The organism is Kitasatospora sp. NPDC094016, assembly GCF_040304045.1.
Lineage (GTDB): Bacteria > Actinomycetota > Actinomycetes > Streptomycetales > Streptomycetaceae > Kitasatospora.
This window is the reverse complement of the sequence record NZ_JBEOUK010000006.1, coordinates 37,700-53,512: the sequence shown is the minus strand read 5'-3', so window position 1 is coordinate 53,512 and position 15,813 is coordinate 37,700. Positions and strand designations below refer to the sequence as shown.

Genomic DNA, 15,813 nt, shown 5'->3' with positions numbered 1-15,813 from the left:
TCCGATCCTCCGGCCGTCTTCGTCGGTTAAGGGGATCAATGACCGATCTGGGTCGGGGCTACGGCCCCCAGGGCTCTGAGCCGTGGCACCCCGGTGACCCCGGGTACGTCGGCCAGCAGCCGGTCCCCGGCCAGCAGGACGGCCAGTGGCAGCAGTATCCCCAGCAGGGCGAGCCGGTCCAGCAGTATCCCCAGCAGCAGGGCGAGCCGGTCCAGCAGCCGTACGGAGACGTGCAGCAGCACGGGTATCAGCAGCAACAGCAGCAGACGCAGCAGATGCCGCAGCAGGGGTACCCGCAGGGGTATCAGCAGCAGGGGTTCCCGGGGGGACAGCAGCAGTACCCGCAGCAGCAGGTGCCCCAGCAGCAGATGCAGCAGGGCTACCCGCAGCAGCAGATGCCGCAGCAGGGGTATCAGCAGCAACAGCAGCAGATGCAGCAGATGCCGCAGCAGGGGTACCCGCAGGGGTATCAGCAGCAGGGGTTCCCGGACGGTCAGCAGCAGCCGGGCATGGCGCAGCAGCAGGGGATGGCACCGCAGCAGCCCCAACAGTCCCAACAGCCCCAGCAGCTTCAGCAGCCCGGGGCGCAGCAGCAGCCGGGCATCCCGCAGCAGGGCGCGCAGCCCGGGCGGCGGCGTCGCGCGGCGCCGGAACCCGAGCCGGTCGCGCCCGTCAGTGGCCCCGGCCCGGACGGCATCGACTGGGAGGCCGAGGCCGCCGCGCTGGAGGCCGGCGCCGACCCGGTCGGCGGGCACGCGCCCGAGACCGACGAGTGGGACGGCCACCCGGAGGGCTTCCAGGAGGACGGCCGTCACGAGGACGGCCACCACGAGGACGCCGAGTACCGCGACGAGGACGGCCACGTCGAGCAGGAGGGTTTCCTCGGGGAGGAGGACTCCTCCCGCGACGCGCAGAAGAAGCGCAAGGAGAAGGGCAAGAAGTCCGGCCGCCGCAACGGCGGGGCCTGCCTGCTGGTCGCGCTGGTGCTGGTCGGCGCCCTGGGCGGGGCCGGCTGGTGGGGCTACGGCTTCTACCAGGACCACTTCGGCCCGCCGCCGGACTTCACGGGCGAGGGCGGCAGCCCCGTCCAGGTCGAGGTCAAGTCGGGTGCGGTCGGCGGTCAGATCGGTCTGGCCCTGAAGAGCGCAGGCGTGGTCAAGAGCGTCGACGCCTTCAGCAAGGCCTGCGACGCCGAGCCGAAGTGCAAGACCATCCAGCCGGGCTTCTACTCGCTGAAGAAGGAGCTGCCGGCCGCCACCGCGCTGAGCGAACTGCTCAACGGGGCCGGCGGTGCGGGGCTGGTCATCCCGGAGGGCAAGACCGCCGCCGACATCTACACCCTGATCGACGGGAAGCTGAAGCTGCCGCAGGGCACCACGGCGGGTGTCGCCAAGGCCCAGGTCGGGAGTCTCGGCCTGCCGGCGTACGCGAACGGCAACGTCGAGGGCTTCCTCTGGCCGACCCGGTACAACATCGCCGACGGCATGAAGCCCGAGGACCTGCTCAAGCAGATGGTGAAGAACGCCACCGACAAGTACGCGACCCTGGACGCCGACGCGTCCAAGGCCGGCCTCAAGAACGCGTACGAGGTGGTCATCGAGGCGAGCATCCTGCAGCGCGAGGGCAACAACGTCGAGGACTTCGGCAAGATGGCCAGGACCATCCAGAACCGGCTGGCGAGCGATGCCGTGCGCCACACGCTCGGCATGGACACCACGCTGCAGTACTCGCTGGGCCGCAAGGACCTGGACAAGAAGGACATCAACGACGGGTCCAACAAGTACAACACCTACATCAACCCGGGCCTGCCGCCGACGCCGATCTCCAACCCCGGCGACGACGCGCTCAAGGCGGTGCTCAACCCGGCGGACGGCAAGTGGCTGTACTTCATCGCGATGTCCCCGACCAAGACCCTCTTCGCCGAGACGGACAAGGAGCACGCGGCCAACGTCGAGGCGTACTGCCGGGCGGCGGGTCAGGGCTTCGACAAGGTCGGTCTCCACTGCACCACCAAGTAGCCGCCACCGCACCGCCGTTCACGGAGGAGCAGCGTTGACCAGCAAGCACCGGGCCGCCGTCCTCGGCTCGCCGATCGCCCACTCGCTCTCGCCGGACCTGCACCGGGCCGCCTTCGCGGCGCTCGGGCTGGACGGCTGGCGCTACGACCGCTTCGAGGTCGACGAGGCCGGCCTGCCCGGCTTCCTCGCCGGGCTGGACGAGGCCGAGTGGGCCGGGTTGTCGCTGACCATGCCGCTGAAGCGGGCGATCATCCCGCTGCTGGACGAGGTCAGCGCGACGGCCCGCGCGGTGGACGCGGTGAACACCGTGGTGTTCACCGCCGACGGGCGGCGCACCGGGGACAACACCGACGTCCCCGGGCTGGTGAACGCGCTGCGCGAGCGGGGCATCACCGAGGTGCCGGCCGCGGCCGTGCTGGGTGCCGGGGCCACGGCCTCCTCGGCGCTGGCGGCGCTGGCCCAGGTCTGCACCGGCGAGGTGACCGTCTACGTGCGCAGCGCGGAGCGGGCCCGGGAGATGGCCGAGCTGGGCGAGCGGCTGGGCGTCGCCGTGCGCACCGCCGACTGGGAGCTCGGCGCGCAGGCGCTGGCGCGGCCGCTGACCGTCTCGACCACGCCGGTCGGTGCGACCGACGCGTTCGCCGGGGCGCTGCCCGCCGTGCCGGGGGCGCTGTTCGACGTGCTGTACCACCCGTGGCCGACGGCGCTGGCCGCCGCCTGCGCCGCGCGCGGGGCGACCGTCCTGGGCGGGCTGGACCTGCTGGTGCACCAGGCGGTGCTGCAGAGCGAGGCCTTCACCGGGCGGGCGCCGGGGCCGCTGGCGGCGATGCGCGAGGCGGGCGAGAAGGCCCTCGCCGGGCGCTGAGGCCGCGCCGGTGGCCGGATCGCGCCGACCACCGCCCGGCCGGGTGGCCGGAATCGTGCCGACCACCGTCCCGCCGACTGACCGGTTGCCGTCCGTCACGCGGACTGGGCCTCCGGGTGCCGCCGGGACGTGAAAGGATTCAGGGGAAAAGGCACGCCCGGGCGGGCCCCGGCAGGTGCCGAGGCCGGTCCGCTGATGAAGGAGCTCCGTTGGGTACGTTGCGCTGGCTGACGGCGGGGGAGTCGCACGGCCCCGCACTCGTCGCGACGCTGGAAGGCCTGCCCGCCGGTGTACCGGTCACCACCGCGGTGGTGGCCGACGCGCTGGCGCGCCGCCGGCTCGGTTACGGTCGCGGCGCACGGATGAAGTTCGAGCAGGACGAGGTGACGTTCCTCGGCGGCGTCCGGCACGGCGAGACCATGGGCAGCCCGGTGGCGGTCATGGTCGGTAACACCGAGTGGCCGAAGTGGGAGCAGGTTATGTCGGCCGACCCGGTCGACCCCGAGGTGCTGGCCGGTCTGGCCCGCAACGAGGCGCTCACCCGCCCCCGGCCCGGCCACGCCGACCTGGCCGGCATGCAGAAGTACTCGATCGACGAGGCCCGTCCGATCCTGGAGCGCGCCAGCGCCCGTGAGACGGCCGCCCGGGTCGCGCTCGGTGCCGTCGCCCGCGCGTACCTGAAGGAGACCTGCGGGATCGAGATCGTCAGCCACGTGGTCGAGCTGGCCGCGGCCAAGGCCCCGGCCGGGGTGCTGCCGCTGCCCTCGGACGAGGCGCGGCTGGACGCCGACCCGGTCCGCTGCCTGGACGCCGACGCGTCGAAGGCGATGGTCGCCGAGATCGACCAGGCCCACAAGGACGGCGACACCCTCGGCGGCGTGGTCGAGGTGCTCGCGTACGGCGTGCCGGTGGGTCTGGGCTCGCACGTGCACTGGGACCGCCGGCTGGACGCCCGGCTGGCCGCCGCGCTGATGGGCATCCAGGCGATCAAGGGCGTCGAGGTCGGCGACGGCTTCGAGCTGGCCCGGGTGCCCGGCTCGCAGGCGCACGACGAGATCGTCCCGACCCCCGAGGGCGTCAAGCGCACCTCCGGCCGCTCCGGCGGCACCGAGGGCGGCCTGACCACCGGCGAGGTGCTGCGGGTGCGGGCCGCCATGAAGCCGATCGCCACCGTGCCGCGGGCGCTGCAGACCCTGGACGTGCGCACCGGTGAGCCGGCCAAGGCGCACCACCAGCGCTCGGACGTCTGCGCCGTGCCGGCCGCCGGGATCGTCGCCGAGGCGATGGTCGCGCTGGTGCTGGCCGACGCGGTGAACGAGAAGTTCGGCGGTGACCACGTCTCTGAGACCCGCCGCAACGTGCAGGGCTACCTCGACAACCTGATCATCCGATGACCGTTCCGGTCGTTGTGCTGGTCGGCCCGCCCGGCAGTGGCAAGTCCACCGTCGGGCGGGCCCTGGCCGAGCGTCTGGGCGTCGGCTTCCGGGACACCGACGCCGACATCGAGGCGCTGGCCGGCAAGCCCATCCCGGAGATCTTCGTCGACGAGGGCGAGCCGCACTTCCGCGAGCTGGAGGTCCGGGCCGTGCGCACGGGCGCCACGGAGCACGACGGCGTCCTGGCGCTCGGCGGCGGCGCGGTGATGGCCGAGGCCACCCGCGCCCTGCTGCGCGAGCTGCCGGTCGTCTTCCTGGAGGTCCCGCTGGCGGACGCGGTCAAGCGGGTCGGCCTGGACGCCCCGCGCCCGCTGCTGGCCATCAACCCGCGGGCCCGCTGGCGCGAGCTGATGGAGGCCCGCCGGCCCCTCTACCTGGAAGTGGCCACCGCCGTCGTCGACACCGCCGGCCGCACCCCCGAGCAGGTCGCGGACGCCGTACTGGAAGCACTGGAGCTGAAGACCCCCCATGACTGACCCCATCGTCAGGATTCACGTCGGCGGCAGCGCCGGCCACGACCCGTACGACGTGCTGATCGGGCACCAGCTGCTCGGTGAGCTGTCGGCGCTGATCAGTCCCCCCAGTCTGGGGACAAGAGGGGCCAAGCGGGTCGCGATCATCCACCCCGAGGCGCTGGCCGCCACCGCCGACGCCATCCGCGAGGACCTGCTCGGCGAGGGCTACGAGGCGATCGCGCTCCAGGTGCCCAACGCCGAGGACGCCAAGAGCGCCGAGGTCGCCGCGTACTGCTGGTCGGTGCTCGGGCAGACCGGCTTCACCCGCAGCGACGTCGTCGTCGGCCTCGGTGGCGGCGCCACCACCGACCTGGCGGGCTTCGTCGCCGCCACCTGGCTGCGCGGCGTCCGCTGGATCTCCATGCCCACCACGCTGCTCGGCATGGTCGACGCGGCCGTCGGCGGCAAGACCGGCATCAACATCGCCGAGGGCAAGAACATGGTCGGCGCCTTCCACCCGCCGGTGGGCGTGCTGGCCGACCTCGACACCCTGGCGACCGTGCCCAAGCACGACTACGTCTCCGGCCTCGCCGAGGTCATCAAGTGCGGGTTCATCGCGGACCCGGCCATCCTCGACCTGATCGAGGCCGACCCGGAGGGCGCCAAGACCCCGGACGGCCCGCACACCGTCGAGCTGATCCGCCGCGCCATCCAGGTCAAGGCCGACGTGGTCTCCGGGGACCTCAAGGAGTCCGGCCGGCGCGAGATCCTCAACTACGGCCACACCCTCGGCCACGCCATCGAGCGCAACGAGCGCTACAAGTGGCGGCACGGCGCCGCGATCTCCATCGGCATGGTCTTCGCCGCCGAACTCGGCCGCCTGGCCGGCCGGTTGGACGACGAGACGGCCGACCGGCACCGCACCGTGCTGGCCTCCGTCGGCCTGCCGCTGCGCTACCAGGCGGACGCCTGGCCGAAGCTGCTGGACGCCATGAAGATCGACAAGAAGTCGCGCGGCGACCTGATCCGCTTCATCGTCCTGGACGGCCTCGGCAAGACCTCCGTCCTGGAGGGCCCCGACCCGTCCCTGCTGGTCGCCGCCTACGCGGAGGTCTCGGCGTGACCAGGGTCATGGTGCTCAACGGCCCCAACCTCGGGCGGCTCGGCAGCCGCGAGCCGGACGTCTACGGCGCCACCTCCTACGCCGGGCTGGTCGAGCGCTGCACCGCGCTCGGCCAGGAGTTCGGCTTCGAGGTCGAGGTGCACGAGACCAACTCCGAGCAGCAGATGGTGGAGTGGCTGCACGAGGCGGCCGACGGCAAGGTGCCCGTGGTGATCAACCCGGGGGCGTTCACGCACTACTCGTACGCGATGCGGGACGCCGCCTCGCAGCGCACCGCACCGCTGATCGAGGTGCACATCTCCAACCCGTACGCCCGGGAGGCCTTCCGGCACACCTCGGTGATCGCCGCGGTGGCCTCCGGCACGATCGCGGGATTCGGGCTCGGCTCGTACGAGCTGGCCCTGCGCGCCCTGGCCGAGCAACTCACCACGCGCTGACGCCTGGTCAGCGGCCCGGCGGCGGACTGTGCCCGCCGCCGGGCCGCCGTGTAGTCTCCCCGCTGAGAGGTGTCGGGAGGTGACCGTGACGCAGTACGCCGGGGGTGGGCACGTCCCGCCGCGTCCCGCCGCTCCGCCGGGGCCGCAGCCGTCGGGGGCCGCCGCGCCGCCGCCGGTGCCGCCCGCTCCGGCTCCTGTTCCCGCGCCCGCTCCGGTCGCACCCGCGCCCGGTGCGCCGGCCTCCGCCGGGGCCACCGGGCACTTCGTGCTGCCCTCCGGCGCGCCCGTGCAACTCCCCGCCCACCCGCCGCAGCGGCACGCGCCCACCAGCCCGATCGCCGTCCTGCTGATCGGCCCGGCCGGGGCGGGCAAGACCACCGTCGCCCGGTACTGGGCCGAGCGCCGGCCCAGCCCGACCGCGCACATCAGCCTGGACGACGTCCGCGAGTGGGTGCAGTCCGGCTTCGCCAACCCGCAGTCCGGCTGGAACAACGCCTCCGAGGCGCAGTACCGGCTGGCCCGCCGCACCTGCGGCTTCGCCTGCCGCAACTACCTCGCCAACGGCATCTCCTGCATCATCGACGACGCCGTCTTCCCGGACCGCCCGGCCATCGGCCTCGGCGGCTGGAAGCGGCACATCGGTCCCGGCATGATCCCGGTCGTGCTGCTGCCCAGCCTGGACTCCGTGCTGCACCGCAACGCCCGGCGCGGCGGCACCCGGCGGCTCGGCGACGAGGAGGTGGCGCGGATCCACGGCCGGATGGCCGGCTGGTACAACTCCGGGCTGCCGATCATCGACAACTCGTACCTGGACGTGGCCGGCACCGCCGCCGAGCTGGACCGCGTCATCCTGGCCCGGCTGATGGGCATGCCGGTGCGCTGACCCGCGACGATCCGGTGGTGTCGGTGCCGACTGCGATGATGGGCGGGTCCTGATCGAACCACCCCGGGGGAGCTGACGCCCGTGCCGGAAGGCCACATCATCCACCGCCTCGCCGCCGAGAACCGGAAGGCCTTCGGCGGCCGCCCGGTCGAGGTGTCCAGCCCGCAGGGCCGGTTCGCCGACGAGGCCAAGGCCATCGACGGGCAGCTGCTCACCGCGGCCGAAGCCGTCGGCAAGCACCTGTTCCTCGGCTTCGAGGAGGGCGGCTGGGTGCACGTCCACCTCGGCCTCTACGGCGGCTTCGCCTTCGGTACCGGGCCCGCGCCCGAGCCGGTCGGCCTGGTCCGGCTGCGGCTGGCCAACGACGACGGCTACGCCGACCTGCGCGGCCCCAACACCTGCGCGCTGGTCACCGGCGCGGAGAAGGCCGCCGTCGCCGCCCGGCTGGGCCCCGACCCGCTGCGGGCCGACGCCGACCCGCAGGCCGCCTGGCGCCGGATATCGGCCAGCCGGACGACCGTCGCCGCGCTGCTGATGGACCAGAAGGTGCTGGCCGGGGTGGGCAACGTCTACCGGGCCGAGGTGCTGTTCCGCCACGGGATCAACCCGCACCGCGCCGGCCGCGACCTCACCCGGGGCGAGTGGGACGCGATCTGGGCCGACCTGGTCGCCCTGATGCACGAGGGCGTCGGTGCGGGCCGGATCGACACCGTCCGGCCCGAGCACACCCCCGAGGCGATGGGCCGACCGCCGCGCGTCGACGACCACGGCGGCGAGGTGTACGTCTACCGGCGGGCCGCGATGCCCTGCCTGGTCTGCGGCACCGACGTCCGGACGGAACAGCACGCCGCACGCAACCTCTTCTGGTGCCCCGCCTGCCAGGCGGCCTGACCAGGCCCTGCCCGGCCGGTCAGCCGAAGGCCGCGCCGGGCTCGTGGTGTTCGGCGGCGGCGCACGCGTCGAGGAGGGGGCGCAGGGACTCGTCCACGAGCTGGTAGCGCACGACCCGCCCGTCCTTGTCCCCGGTCACCACGCCCGCGGTGCGGAGCAGCCGCAGGGCCTGGGACACGGCGGGGTCGCGCATGCCGGTGGCCACGGCGAGGTCGGAGACGGCGAGCGGGCCGGCCCGGTGGAGGGCGAGCAGGAGGGCGAGCCGCCCGGGGTCGGCGAGCAGGGAGAACCGCTCGGCCCAGGTGCGGACGTGCGCGGGGTCGCCGATCGCGGCGATGGCCTCGCAGACCCGGTGTCCGTCGATGGTGCGGTGGCCCGCGCGGTCGGCCGGTACGAGATGCATGCGCACATTGTTGCAGCAGGGGGCCTGTGATCCTGGACACCTGCGCAGGTGCGCAGCCTTGCAAGGGTGGGTCCTGGCCCCTACGGTGTTCCCCGCCGTGGTGCTCGGGAAGACCGGTGACGGATCCTCAGGGATCCCAGTCCGGAGCGGCCCTCGCCACTGTGATCGGGCCATCGTGATCGTCGACGATGGAGAGACGTCCGTACCCACGACGCCACTGGGAGCCTCGCGCACCTGGGAAGGCGGGTACGGGACCCCCGTAAGCCAGGAGACCGGCCACGGCATCTCACGAAGTGTTTCCACGAGGTGCTGGAGCGTGACCCGAATGACCCTGCCCGAAACCGCCGCGACTGCCGAGGCGCCGGCGACACCGTCCGCGCTGCCCACGTTCCGCTGGAAGCGCGAGGACACCGTTCGCACGGCCGGGCTGATGGGGGTGATCCTGGCCATGCACGTGGTGGCCTTCGGGACGCTCGTCCTCCTGGTCGCGCCCCACAACTACGCGGTCGGCACCCAGGTCTTCGGGGTGGGCCTGGGGATCACCGCGTACACCCTCGGCATGCGGCACGCCTTCGACGCCGACCACATCGCGGTGATCGACAACACCACCCGCAAGCTGATGGCGGACGGCAAGCGGCCGGTCTCGGTCGGCTTCTGGTTCGCCCTCGGGCACTCCTCGATGGTGGTGCTGATGGCCGCCCTGGTGGCGGGCGGCGCGCAGCTGGCCAGCACGCTGATGGACGACGACTCGACCACCCACAAATGGCTCGGGATGGTCGGCACGACGGCCTCCGGCGCGTTCCTCTACCTGATCGGCGCGCTCAACCTGGCCGCGCTGCTCGGCATACTCAAGGTGTTCCGGGCGATGCGGGCCGGGTCGTACGACGAGGCGCAGTTGGAGGAGCACCTCAACTCGCGCGGCTTCATGGCCCGGGTGCTGAACCGGGCGACCCGGTCGATCACCCGGCCCGGGCAGATGTTCCCGGTGGGCATGGTGCTGGGGCTGGGCTTCGACACCGCGACCGAGGTCACCCTGATGGTGATGGCCGGGTCGGGCGCGGCGGCCGGGCTGCCCTGGTACGCGATCGTCTGCCTGCCGCTGCTGTTCGCGGCCGGGATGAGCCTGTTCGACACCCTGGACGGGACTTTCATGAACTTCGCGTACCAGTGGGCCTTCGCCAACCCGGTCCGGAAGGTCTACTACAACCTGACGATCACCGGGCTGTCGATCGCGGTGGCCTTCGTCATCGGCACCATCGAACTGGTCGGCGTGCTGCACGAGAAGCTCGATCTGACCGACCCGGTCACCGGCTGGATCGCGGGCATCTCGCTGGACAACGTCGGCTACGCGATCGCCGGGCTGTTCGTGGTGGTCTGGGCCGCGGCGATCGCCTACTGGAAGCTGGCCCGGGTGGAGAAGCGCTGGGCGGCCGCCGAGTAGCGACGACTGCGACCGGCGACGGCAGCGGGCGGCGACGGCGCCTCCCCCGGGATCCCGGGGGAGGCGCCGTTCCGTCGCCGCGGGTCGGTGCCGGTCGTCGGGCGGGCGGGGTTCAGCGCTCTTCGCGGAAGTCGACGTGCCGGCGCGCGACCGGGTCGTACTTGCGCAGGACCATCCGGTCCGGGTCGTTGCGGCGGTTCTTGCGGGTCACGTACGTGTAGCCGGTGCCGACGGTGGAGCGGAGCTTGATGACGGGGCGCAGTTCGCTGCGGGCCATGGGTGTCCTCCCGGGTTGGCGGGGTGTTCGGGGTCGGGGCGAAACCGTACACCGAAATGGAAGTCATTTTCATCTGGTGTAACGTGAGCTCCGTCCTGCCCATTCCCGGACGCCAGGGAGCACCCATGTCCGCCCACTGCCAACTCACCGGCCGTCGGCCCGGATTCGGCAACGCGATCTCGCACTCGCACCGCCGCACCCGCCGCCGCTTCGACCCCAACATCCAGCACAAGCGCTACTGGCTGCCCGGCGAGGGCCGGTACGTCCGGCTCACCCTCAGCGCCAAGGGCATCCGCACCATCGACACGATCGGCATCGAGGCCGCCGTCGCCCGCATCCGCGCCCGAGGGGGGAAGGTCTGATGGCCAAGCAGAGCAAGATCGCCAAGAACGAGCAGCGCCGTGCCGTCGTGGCCCGGTACGCCGAGCGCCGCGCCGAGCTCAAGCGGATCATCGCCAGTCCCGGCACGGCCCCCGCCGAACGCGCCGCCGCCCAGGCCGAACTCGCCCGCCAGCCCCGCGACGCCAGCGCCACCCGGATCCGCAACCGCGACGCCGTCGACGGCCGCCCCCGCGGCTACCTGCGCGCCTTCGGCCTCTCCCGGGTCAACCTCCGCGTCCACGCCCACGCCGGCCACCTGCCCGGCGTCCGCAAGGCCAGCTGGTGAGCGGCGTGGACGGGATCAAACTGCCCGTGGTGGTCGTGGCCGGACTGCACGCCGACGAACGCCGCGCCGCCGTCCGGGAGTTGGCGGTGGCCGGGGTGGGCGCGGTGGTCCTCCACCACGACCTGCGGGAGGCCTCGCAGGGCGTCGTCCGCCGTGAACTGCGCGACGCGGGAGGCGGGTTCGACGCCGCCGACGTCCCGCTGGTGAACGACTGCCCCTGCTGCGCCCTGCGCGAGGACCTGCTGCCGCGACTGCTGCGGATCGCCGACGAGGGCCGGTACGGGCTCGCGATCGTCGAACTGTGGGGCGGCAGCGACCCGCACCCGGCCGTCGAGGTGATCGCCGGGGGAGAGGCGGACGGCCGCCACCTGGAGGACGCCGTCGAACTCGCGGGCGTGGTCACGGCCGTCGACCCGGACCGGCTGGTCGGCGAGCTCTCCGTCTCCGACGACCTGGTGGAGCACGGCGAGCACACCGCCCGCCAGGACCAGCGGACCCGCGCGGAGGCGCTCGCCCACCAGGTCGAGTACGCCACCACCCTCGCCGTCCCGCGCGCGACGGCGCACACGCCCGGGCTCGCGCTGCTCCGCCAGCTCCACCCCACCGCCCGGGTCGTCCGGCTCGGCACCGGCGCGCTCACCCGGGCCGCCCTCGGCGGCTTCGACGTCGCCGCCGCCCGGGACCGGGTCAACCCGGCGATCGCGCTGCTCCCGCAGGAGAGCGACGAGGCCGGCGTCACCACGCTGGTCTGGGAGCGCCGCCGCCCGCTGCACCCCGAGCGGCTGCACCGGGCGCTGGAGCTGCTCGTCCCCGCCGCCCAGCGCAGCCGCGGCCGCTTCTGGCTGGCCAACCGGCCCGACCTGATGCTCGCCTGGGACGCCGCCGGGGCCAACCTCGCCGTCGAGGAGTGCGGGCCCTGGCTCACCTCCCTGCCCGACGCCGCCTGGGAGCTCTACCCGCCCGCCCGCCGGGCCGCCGCCGCCCTCGACTGGCACCCGCTGCACGGCGACCGGGTGCAGCAGCTCAGCTTCACCGCGGAGGGCCTGGACGTCGACGGCGTCACCGGGCTGCTCGACTCCTGTCTGCTCACCGACGCCGAACTCGCCGCCGGCGAACCCGGCTGGAAGGCCCTGCCGGACGCCTTCCGGGACCTGCTCGACCCCGTTCACTGAGGAGTTGTCACTGTGCGTAAGCGACCGAACCCGCCCAAGGCCCGGCCGAACCCGCTGTTCGCGGCCGGCATCGAGTACATCGACTACAAGGACACCGACCTGCTGCGGCGCTTCGTCTCCGACCGCGGCAAGATCCGGAGCCGCCGCGTCACCCGGCTCACCGTCCAGCAGCAGCGCGCCGTGGCCAGGGCCGTCAAGAACGCCCGTGAGACGGCCCTCCTCCCGTACGCCGCCGGCACCACCCGATAGCCACCACACCACCGTCACCACCCGACAAGGAGCCCCCGATGGCCGTCCCCAAGCGCAAGACGTCCCGCAGCAACACCCGGCACCGCCGGGCCCAGTGGAAGGGCAAGGCCCCGAAGCTCGTCCCGATCACCCTCAACGGCCGCGAACTGCTCGTCCCCCAGAACCTGGTCCCCGCCTACCGCCGCGGCCTGATCGACCCGGAGGGGGCGTAGCGACCACGGAGGGGGCGTGCGGTGGCGGGGGCGCGCCCTGTCGGGGGTGCTCGGCGGGCGGATCGGAGTGGGGGTTCGTAGGCTCGACGCATGTCTGATGCGTACGCGGGTCGGCGGGAGCGGGTGAGGGAGCACTGCAGTGCGGCCGGGGCCGATGCGGCGCTGATCACCCGGGCGGCGAACGTGCGGTATCTGACGGGCTGCGCCCCCTGCGGGGCGACGCTGCTGCTGACCCGGGAGCGGGTGCTGCTGGCGGTGCCCGACGATCTGCCGGCGGACGACACCGGGGAGCACCTGATCGCGCCGGACGTCACCCAGGTACCGGTGGCTGCCGCGGCGGACACCGCCCTGGCGGCGACCGCCGCCGCCGCGCGACTGGGCGTGGCGGACCTGGCGGTGGAGGAGCACGACCTGACCGTCAGCCGCCACCGCGCGGTGGCGAGCCTGGCGGAGGGGGCCCGGCTGGCCGACCTGGGGCAGGTGGTCGAGCGGCTGCGGGTGGTCAAGGACGAGCACGAGATCGCCGACCTGCGGATCGCCGCCGAGATCGCCGACCAGGCGCTCGGCGAGCTGCTGGAGTCGATCCTGGTCGGCCGCACCGAACGGCACCTGGCGATGGAGCTGGAACGCCGGATGATCGACCACGGCGCGGACCGGGCGGCCTACCCGGTGTCCGTCGGCACCGGCAGCCACTCCGGCCAGCCCGCCCACCAGCCGACCGACCGCCGGGTGGAGGAGGGCGACTTCCTCACCGTGGTGATGGGCGCCCAGTACCGGGGCTACGGCGTCTCCACCGCCCGGACCTTCGTGATCGGCGCGGCCCCCGCGCCCTGGCAGGTGGAACTGCACCGGCTGGTGTTCCGGGCCCAGCGGGCCGGCCGGGAGGCGCTCGGACCGGGCGTGGAGCAGTACGTGCCCGACCGGGCCGCGCGGCAGATCCTGGAGGCGGCCGGCCACACCGAGACCTCCCCGCACCCGGTGGGCCACGGCATCGGGCTGGAGATCCGGGAGGCGCCGCGCCTCGGTCCGTCGGACATGGGTAAACTGGACAGCCGCGTGCCGGTCACCGTCGGCCCAGGGGTCCACCTCCCGGGCAAGGGCGGTGTCCGGATCGAGGACACGCTCGTGGTGCGCCCCCCAGAGGAGGGCGGGCCCGAGTTGCTCACCATCACCACCAAGGAGCTCCTCGCCCTGTGACCGCGGCCGCCCGTCGGCCGTCGGCGGCAGGACGCAAGCCTTGGTTCCTTGACAGCTATATCCAGGAGTAAGTGCGCCCGTGGCTTCCACGAACGATCTCAAGAACGGCATGGTCCTCAAGCTGGAGGGCGGCAAGCTCTGGTCCGTCGTCGAGTTCCAGCACGTCAAGCCCGGCAAGGGCCCGGCCTTCGTGCGCACGAAGCTCAAGGAGGTCCTGACCGGCAAGGTCGTCGACAAGACCTTCAACGCCGGCACCAAGGTCGAGACCGCCAACGTCGACAAGCGCGGCATGCAGTTCTCGTACAAGGACGGCGAGAACTTCGTGTTCATGGACACGGACACCTACGACCAGATCGTGGTCGAGCCGGCCGTCGTCGGCGACGCCTCCAAGTACCTGCTGGAGGGCTTCGAGGCCCTGGTCGCCATGTACGAGGGCTCCCCCCTGTACATCGAGCTCCCGGCCTCCGTCGAGCTGCTGATCTCCCACACCGAGCCGGGCGTCCAGGGCGACCGCTCCACCGGCGGCTCCAAGCCGGCCACGCTGGAGACCGGCGCCGAGATCGCCGTGCCGCTCTTCATCGTCACCGGCGAGAAGATCAAGGTCGACACCCGCGACGGCAGCTACCTCGGCCGGGTGAAGTAAGTCCGTGTCGGCCGCACGTAGCAAGGCCCGTACCCGGGCCTTCCAGATCCTCTTCGAGGCCGACCACCGCGGGGTCGACCCGCAGCGGGTCCTCGCGGACTGGGTGGCTCGCGCCCGCGAGCCGAAGCCCGACGAGGGCACCCCGCAGGTCGGCGAGTACACCATGGAGTTGATCGAGGGGTACGTCCAGCACGCTCGCCGGATCGACGACCTGATCTCGCAGTACGCGGTGGGCTGGACCCTCGACCGGATGCCGATCGTGGACCGCAACGTCCTGCGGCTCGGCGCCTACGAGCTGATCTGGGAGGACGGCGTCCCGGACGCGGTCGTCCTGGACGAGGCCGTGGAGATCGCCAAGGAGTTCTCCACGGACGACTCCCCGGCGTTCGTCAACGGCCTGCTCGCCCGCTTCCTGGAGCTGAAGCCGAGCATCCGCCGGTAGGTCCCGACCACCGGTGGCGGTGAGACCCGCAGAACGGCCGCCGGACCCGGAATCCGGGTCCGGCGGCCGTCGCGCGTTTCACCCGGGCGGCGTAAGGTGGTGCCCTACTCGCCAGTAACTTGGCGTTCGGAAACCCGCAGTGAAGGGCAGGCCACCCCCATGACCACCGCGACCCGCAGCGAGTTCGACCAGGGCATCGCCCTGACCCGGCACCCTGACGAGCCCGGCCGCTACGAGGCCGAACTCGGTGCCGGCTGGCAGATCGGCGGCGGGGTCAACGGCGGGCTGCTGCTCGCCGTCGCCGGACACGCGCTGTCGCTGGAGCACGGCGACCACCCCGACCCGGTGTCGATCAGTGGTTACTACCTGTCCGCCTCCACGCCAGGCCCGGCCACCGTCCGCACCGAGGTGCTGCGCACCGGCCGCGGGCTCTCCACCGGCACCGCCTCGCTCAGCCAGGACGGCGTGGAGCGGCTGCGGGTGGTCGCCAGCCACGGCGACCTCTCCACCGCCGAGGGCGAGGTGCGCACCAGCGCCCAGCCGCCGCAGCTGCCGCCGCCGGACCAGTGCATCGGCGTCGAGCACGCGCCCCGGGAGTTGATCGCCCAGGCCGAGCTGCTGGAGCGCTTCGACCTGCGGCTGGATCCGGCCACCATCGGCTGGGCGCTCGGGCAGCCGTCCGGCAACGGGCGGATCCAGGGCTGGTTCCGGCTCGCCGACGGTCGCGATCCCGACCCGCTGCTGCTCCTGCTGGTCGCCGACGCGCTGCCGCCGGTGACCTTCGACCTGGGCATGCCCGGCTGGGCCCCGACCGTCGAACTGACCGTCCACCTGCGGGCCAGGCCGGTCCCGGGCTGGCTGCGGGTCACCCACGCCACGCGCAACGTGGCCGGCGGGTACTTCGAGGAGGACGCCGAGGTCTGGGACTCGTCCGGCCGCCTGGTCGCGCAGTCCCGCCAGCTGGCCCGGGTGCCGCGGACGGCGTGAATCACATCGTCTTAC

At 73.0% G+C, this 15,813-nt stretch carries 21 protein-coding genes and 1 riboswitch; of the genes, 18 read left to right on the top strand and 3 right to left on the bottom strand.

The features are described from left to right. Positions 1 to 35: 35 nt before the first annotated feature. Positions 36 to 557, bottom strand: coding sequence for a hypothetical protein (locus ABT015_RS08150; RefSeq protein WP_350877861.1), 522 nt, complete (start codon positions 555 to 557; stop codon positions 36 to 38). Between ABT015_RS08150 and mltG the strand changes: the two genes are divergently transcribed. The 8 genes from mltG to ABT015_RS08110 all read left to right on the top strand — a co-directional run bounded on the left by mltG (position 510) and on the right by ABT015_RS08110 (position 8,108). Then, positions 510 to 2,018 (top strand): endolytic transglycosylase MltG, encoded by a 1,509-nt coding sequence (gene mltG / locus ABT015_RS08145; RefSeq protein ID WP_350877860.1) that lies wholly within the window; start codon positions 510 to 512, stop codon positions 2,016 to 2,018. The genes ABT015_RS08150 and mltG overlap by 48 nt on opposite strands. 34 nt (positions 2,019 to 2,052) lie before the next feature. Beyond that, a complete protein-coding gene (locus tag ABT015_RS08140) occupies positions 2,053 to 2,883 on the top strand; it encodes a shikimate dehydrogenase (protein ID WP_350877859.1) in 831 nt (276 codons plus the stop codon). Between the two features lie 209 nt (positions 2,884 to 3,092). Next, positions 3,093 to 4,277 (top strand): chorismate synthase, encoded by a 1,185-nt coding sequence (aroC, locus tag ABT015_RS08135; RefSeq protein WP_350877858.1) that lies wholly within the window; start codon positions 3,093 to 3,095, stop codon positions 4,275 to 4,277. After that, positions 4,274 to 4,795, top strand: a complete 522-nt coding sequence (locus tag ABT015_RS08130) for a shikimate kinase (RefSeq protein ID WP_350877857.1) — start codon at positions 4,274 to 4,276, stop codon at positions 4,793 to 4,795. Before aroC ends, ABT015_RS08130 begins: the two co-directional genes overlap by 4 nt. Beyond that, positions 4,788 to 5,897 carry a 3-dehydroquinate synthase gene (gene aroB, locus ABT015_RS08125; protein ID WP_350877856.1) on the top strand — a complete coding sequence of 370 codons (1,110 nt, stop codon included), beginning with the start codon at positions 4,788 to 4,790 and terminating at the stop codon, positions 5,895 to 5,897. The genes ABT015_RS08130 and aroB overlap by 8 nt, the downstream gene beginning before the upstream one ends. An 8-nt stretch (positions 5,898 to 5,905) precedes the next feature. Further along, positions 5,906 to 6,334: a type II 3-dehydroquinate dehydratase gene (aroQ, locus tag ABT015_RS08120; RefSeq protein ID WP_350878041.1), complete on the top strand. Its 429-nt coding sequence runs from the start codon at positions 5,906 to 5,908 to the stop codon at positions 6,332 to 6,334. A 79-nt stretch (positions 6,335 to 6,413) separates the two neighbouring features. Further along, on the top strand, positions 6,414 to 7,217 hold the full coding sequence (locus tag ABT015_RS08115; protein WP_350877855.1) for an AAA family ATPase: 804 nt from the start codon (positions 6,414 to 6,416) through the stop codon (positions 7,215 to 7,217). Positions 7,218 to 7,298: 81 nt separating this feature from the next. Next, a complete protein-coding gene (locus ABT015_RS08110) occupies positions 7,299 to 8,108 on the top strand; it encodes an Fpg/Nei family DNA glycosylase (RefSeq protein ID WP_350877854.1) in 810 nt (269 codons plus the stop codon). A 19-nt stretch (positions 8,109 to 8,127) separates the two neighbouring features. Here ABT015_RS08110 and ABT015_RS08105 read toward each other — a convergent pair whose 3' ends face one another. After that, the gene (locus ABT015_RS08105) at positions 8,128 to 8,511 is read right to left on the bottom strand and encodes an ArsR/SmtB family transcription factor (protein ID WP_350877853.1); all 384 of its coding nucleotides are present in this window, start codon (positions 8,509 to 8,511) and stop codon (positions 8,128 to 8,130) included. Between the two features lie 81 nt (positions 8,512 to 8,592). Next, a riboswitch (cobalamin riboswitch) is annotated at positions 8,593 to 8,806 on the top strand. A gap of 30 nt (positions 8,807 to 8,836) precedes the next feature. On the opposite strand from ABT015_RS08105, the gene nicT reads away from it, so the two are divergent. Continuing rightward, the gene (gene nicT, locus ABT015_RS08100; RefSeq protein ID WP_350877852.1) at positions 8,837 to 9,952 is read left to right on the top strand and encodes a Nickel transporter NicT; all 1,116 of its coding nucleotides are present in this window, start codon (positions 8,837 to 8,839) and stop codon (positions 9,950 to 9,952) included. Positions 9,953 to 10,064: 112 nt separating this feature from the next. On the opposite strand, the gene rpmG is transcribed toward nicT, so the two are convergent. Then, positions 10,065 to 10,229: a 50S ribosomal protein L33 gene (gene rpmG, locus ABT015_RS08095; RefSeq protein ID WP_350877851.1), complete on the bottom strand. Its 165-nt coding sequence runs from the start codon at positions 10,227 to 10,229 to the stop codon at positions 10,065 to 10,067. A gap of 125 nt (positions 10,230 to 10,354) precedes the next feature. Here rpmG and rpmB point away from each other — a divergent pair, with 125 nt between their 5' ends. The 9 genes from rpmB to ABT015_RS08050 all read left to right on the top strand — a co-directional run bounded on the left by rpmB (position 10,355) and on the right by ABT015_RS08050 (position 15,798). Continuing rightward, positions 10,355 to 10,591 carry a 50S ribosomal protein L28 gene (gene rpmB / locus ABT015_RS08090; protein ID WP_350877850.1) on the top strand — a complete coding sequence of 79 codons (237 nt, stop codon included), beginning with the start codon at positions 10,355 to 10,357 and terminating at the stop codon, positions 10,589 to 10,591. Continuing rightward, positions 10,591 to 10,896, top strand: a complete 306-nt coding sequence (rpsN, locus tag ABT015_RS08085; protein ID WP_350877849.1) for a 30S ribosomal protein S14 — start codon at positions 10,591 to 10,593, stop codon at positions 10,894 to 10,896. Before rpmB ends, rpsN begins: the two co-directional genes overlap by 1 nt. Positions 10,897 to 10,901: 5 nt before the next feature. Then, entirely contained in the window at positions 10,902 to 12,068 is a 1,167-nt protein-coding gene (locus ABT015_RS08080) for a CobW family GTP-binding protein (protein ID WP_502897276.1), read from the top strand. Between the two features lie 12 nt (positions 12,069 to 12,080). Beyond that, the gene (gene rpsR / locus ABT015_RS08075) at positions 12,081 to 12,317 is read left to right on the top strand and encodes a 30S ribosomal protein S18 (protein ID WP_350877847.1); all 237 of its coding nucleotides are present in this window, start codon (positions 12,081 to 12,083) and stop codon (positions 12,315 to 12,317) included. A gap of 38 nt (positions 12,318 to 12,355) precedes the next feature. After that, the gene (gene rpmF / locus ABT015_RS08070) at positions 12,356 to 12,529 is read left to right on the top strand and encodes a 50S ribosomal protein L32 (RefSeq protein ID WP_063346769.1); all 174 of its coding nucleotides are present in this window, start codon (positions 12,356 to 12,358) and stop codon (positions 12,527 to 12,529) included. Positions 12,530 to 12,619: 90 nt separating this feature from the next. Beyond that, positions 12,620 to 13,726, top strand: coding sequence for a M24 family metallopeptidase (locus ABT015_RS08065; protein WP_350877846.1), 1,107 nt, complete (start codon positions 12,620 to 12,622; stop codon positions 13,724 to 13,726). Between the two features lie 79 nt (positions 13,727 to 13,805). Beyond that, positions 13,806 to 14,369: an elongation factor P gene (gene efp / locus ABT015_RS08060; protein WP_350877845.1), complete on the top strand. Its 564-nt coding sequence runs from the start codon at positions 13,806 to 13,808 to the stop codon at positions 14,367 to 14,369. Positions 14,370 to 14,373: 4 nt separating this feature from the next. After that, complete coding sequence (gene nusB / locus ABT015_RS08055) at positions 14,374 to 14,811, top strand: transcription antitermination factor NusB (RefSeq protein WP_063346766.1); 438 nt, start codon at positions 14,374 to 14,376, stop codon at positions 14,809 to 14,811. 159 nt (positions 14,812 to 14,970) lie between these two features. Then, a complete protein-coding gene (locus ABT015_RS08050) occupies positions 14,971 to 15,798 on the top strand; it encodes a thioesterase family protein (RefSeq protein WP_350877844.1) in 828 nt (275 codons plus the stop codon). Positions 15,799 to 15,813 lie beyond the last annotated feature (15 nt).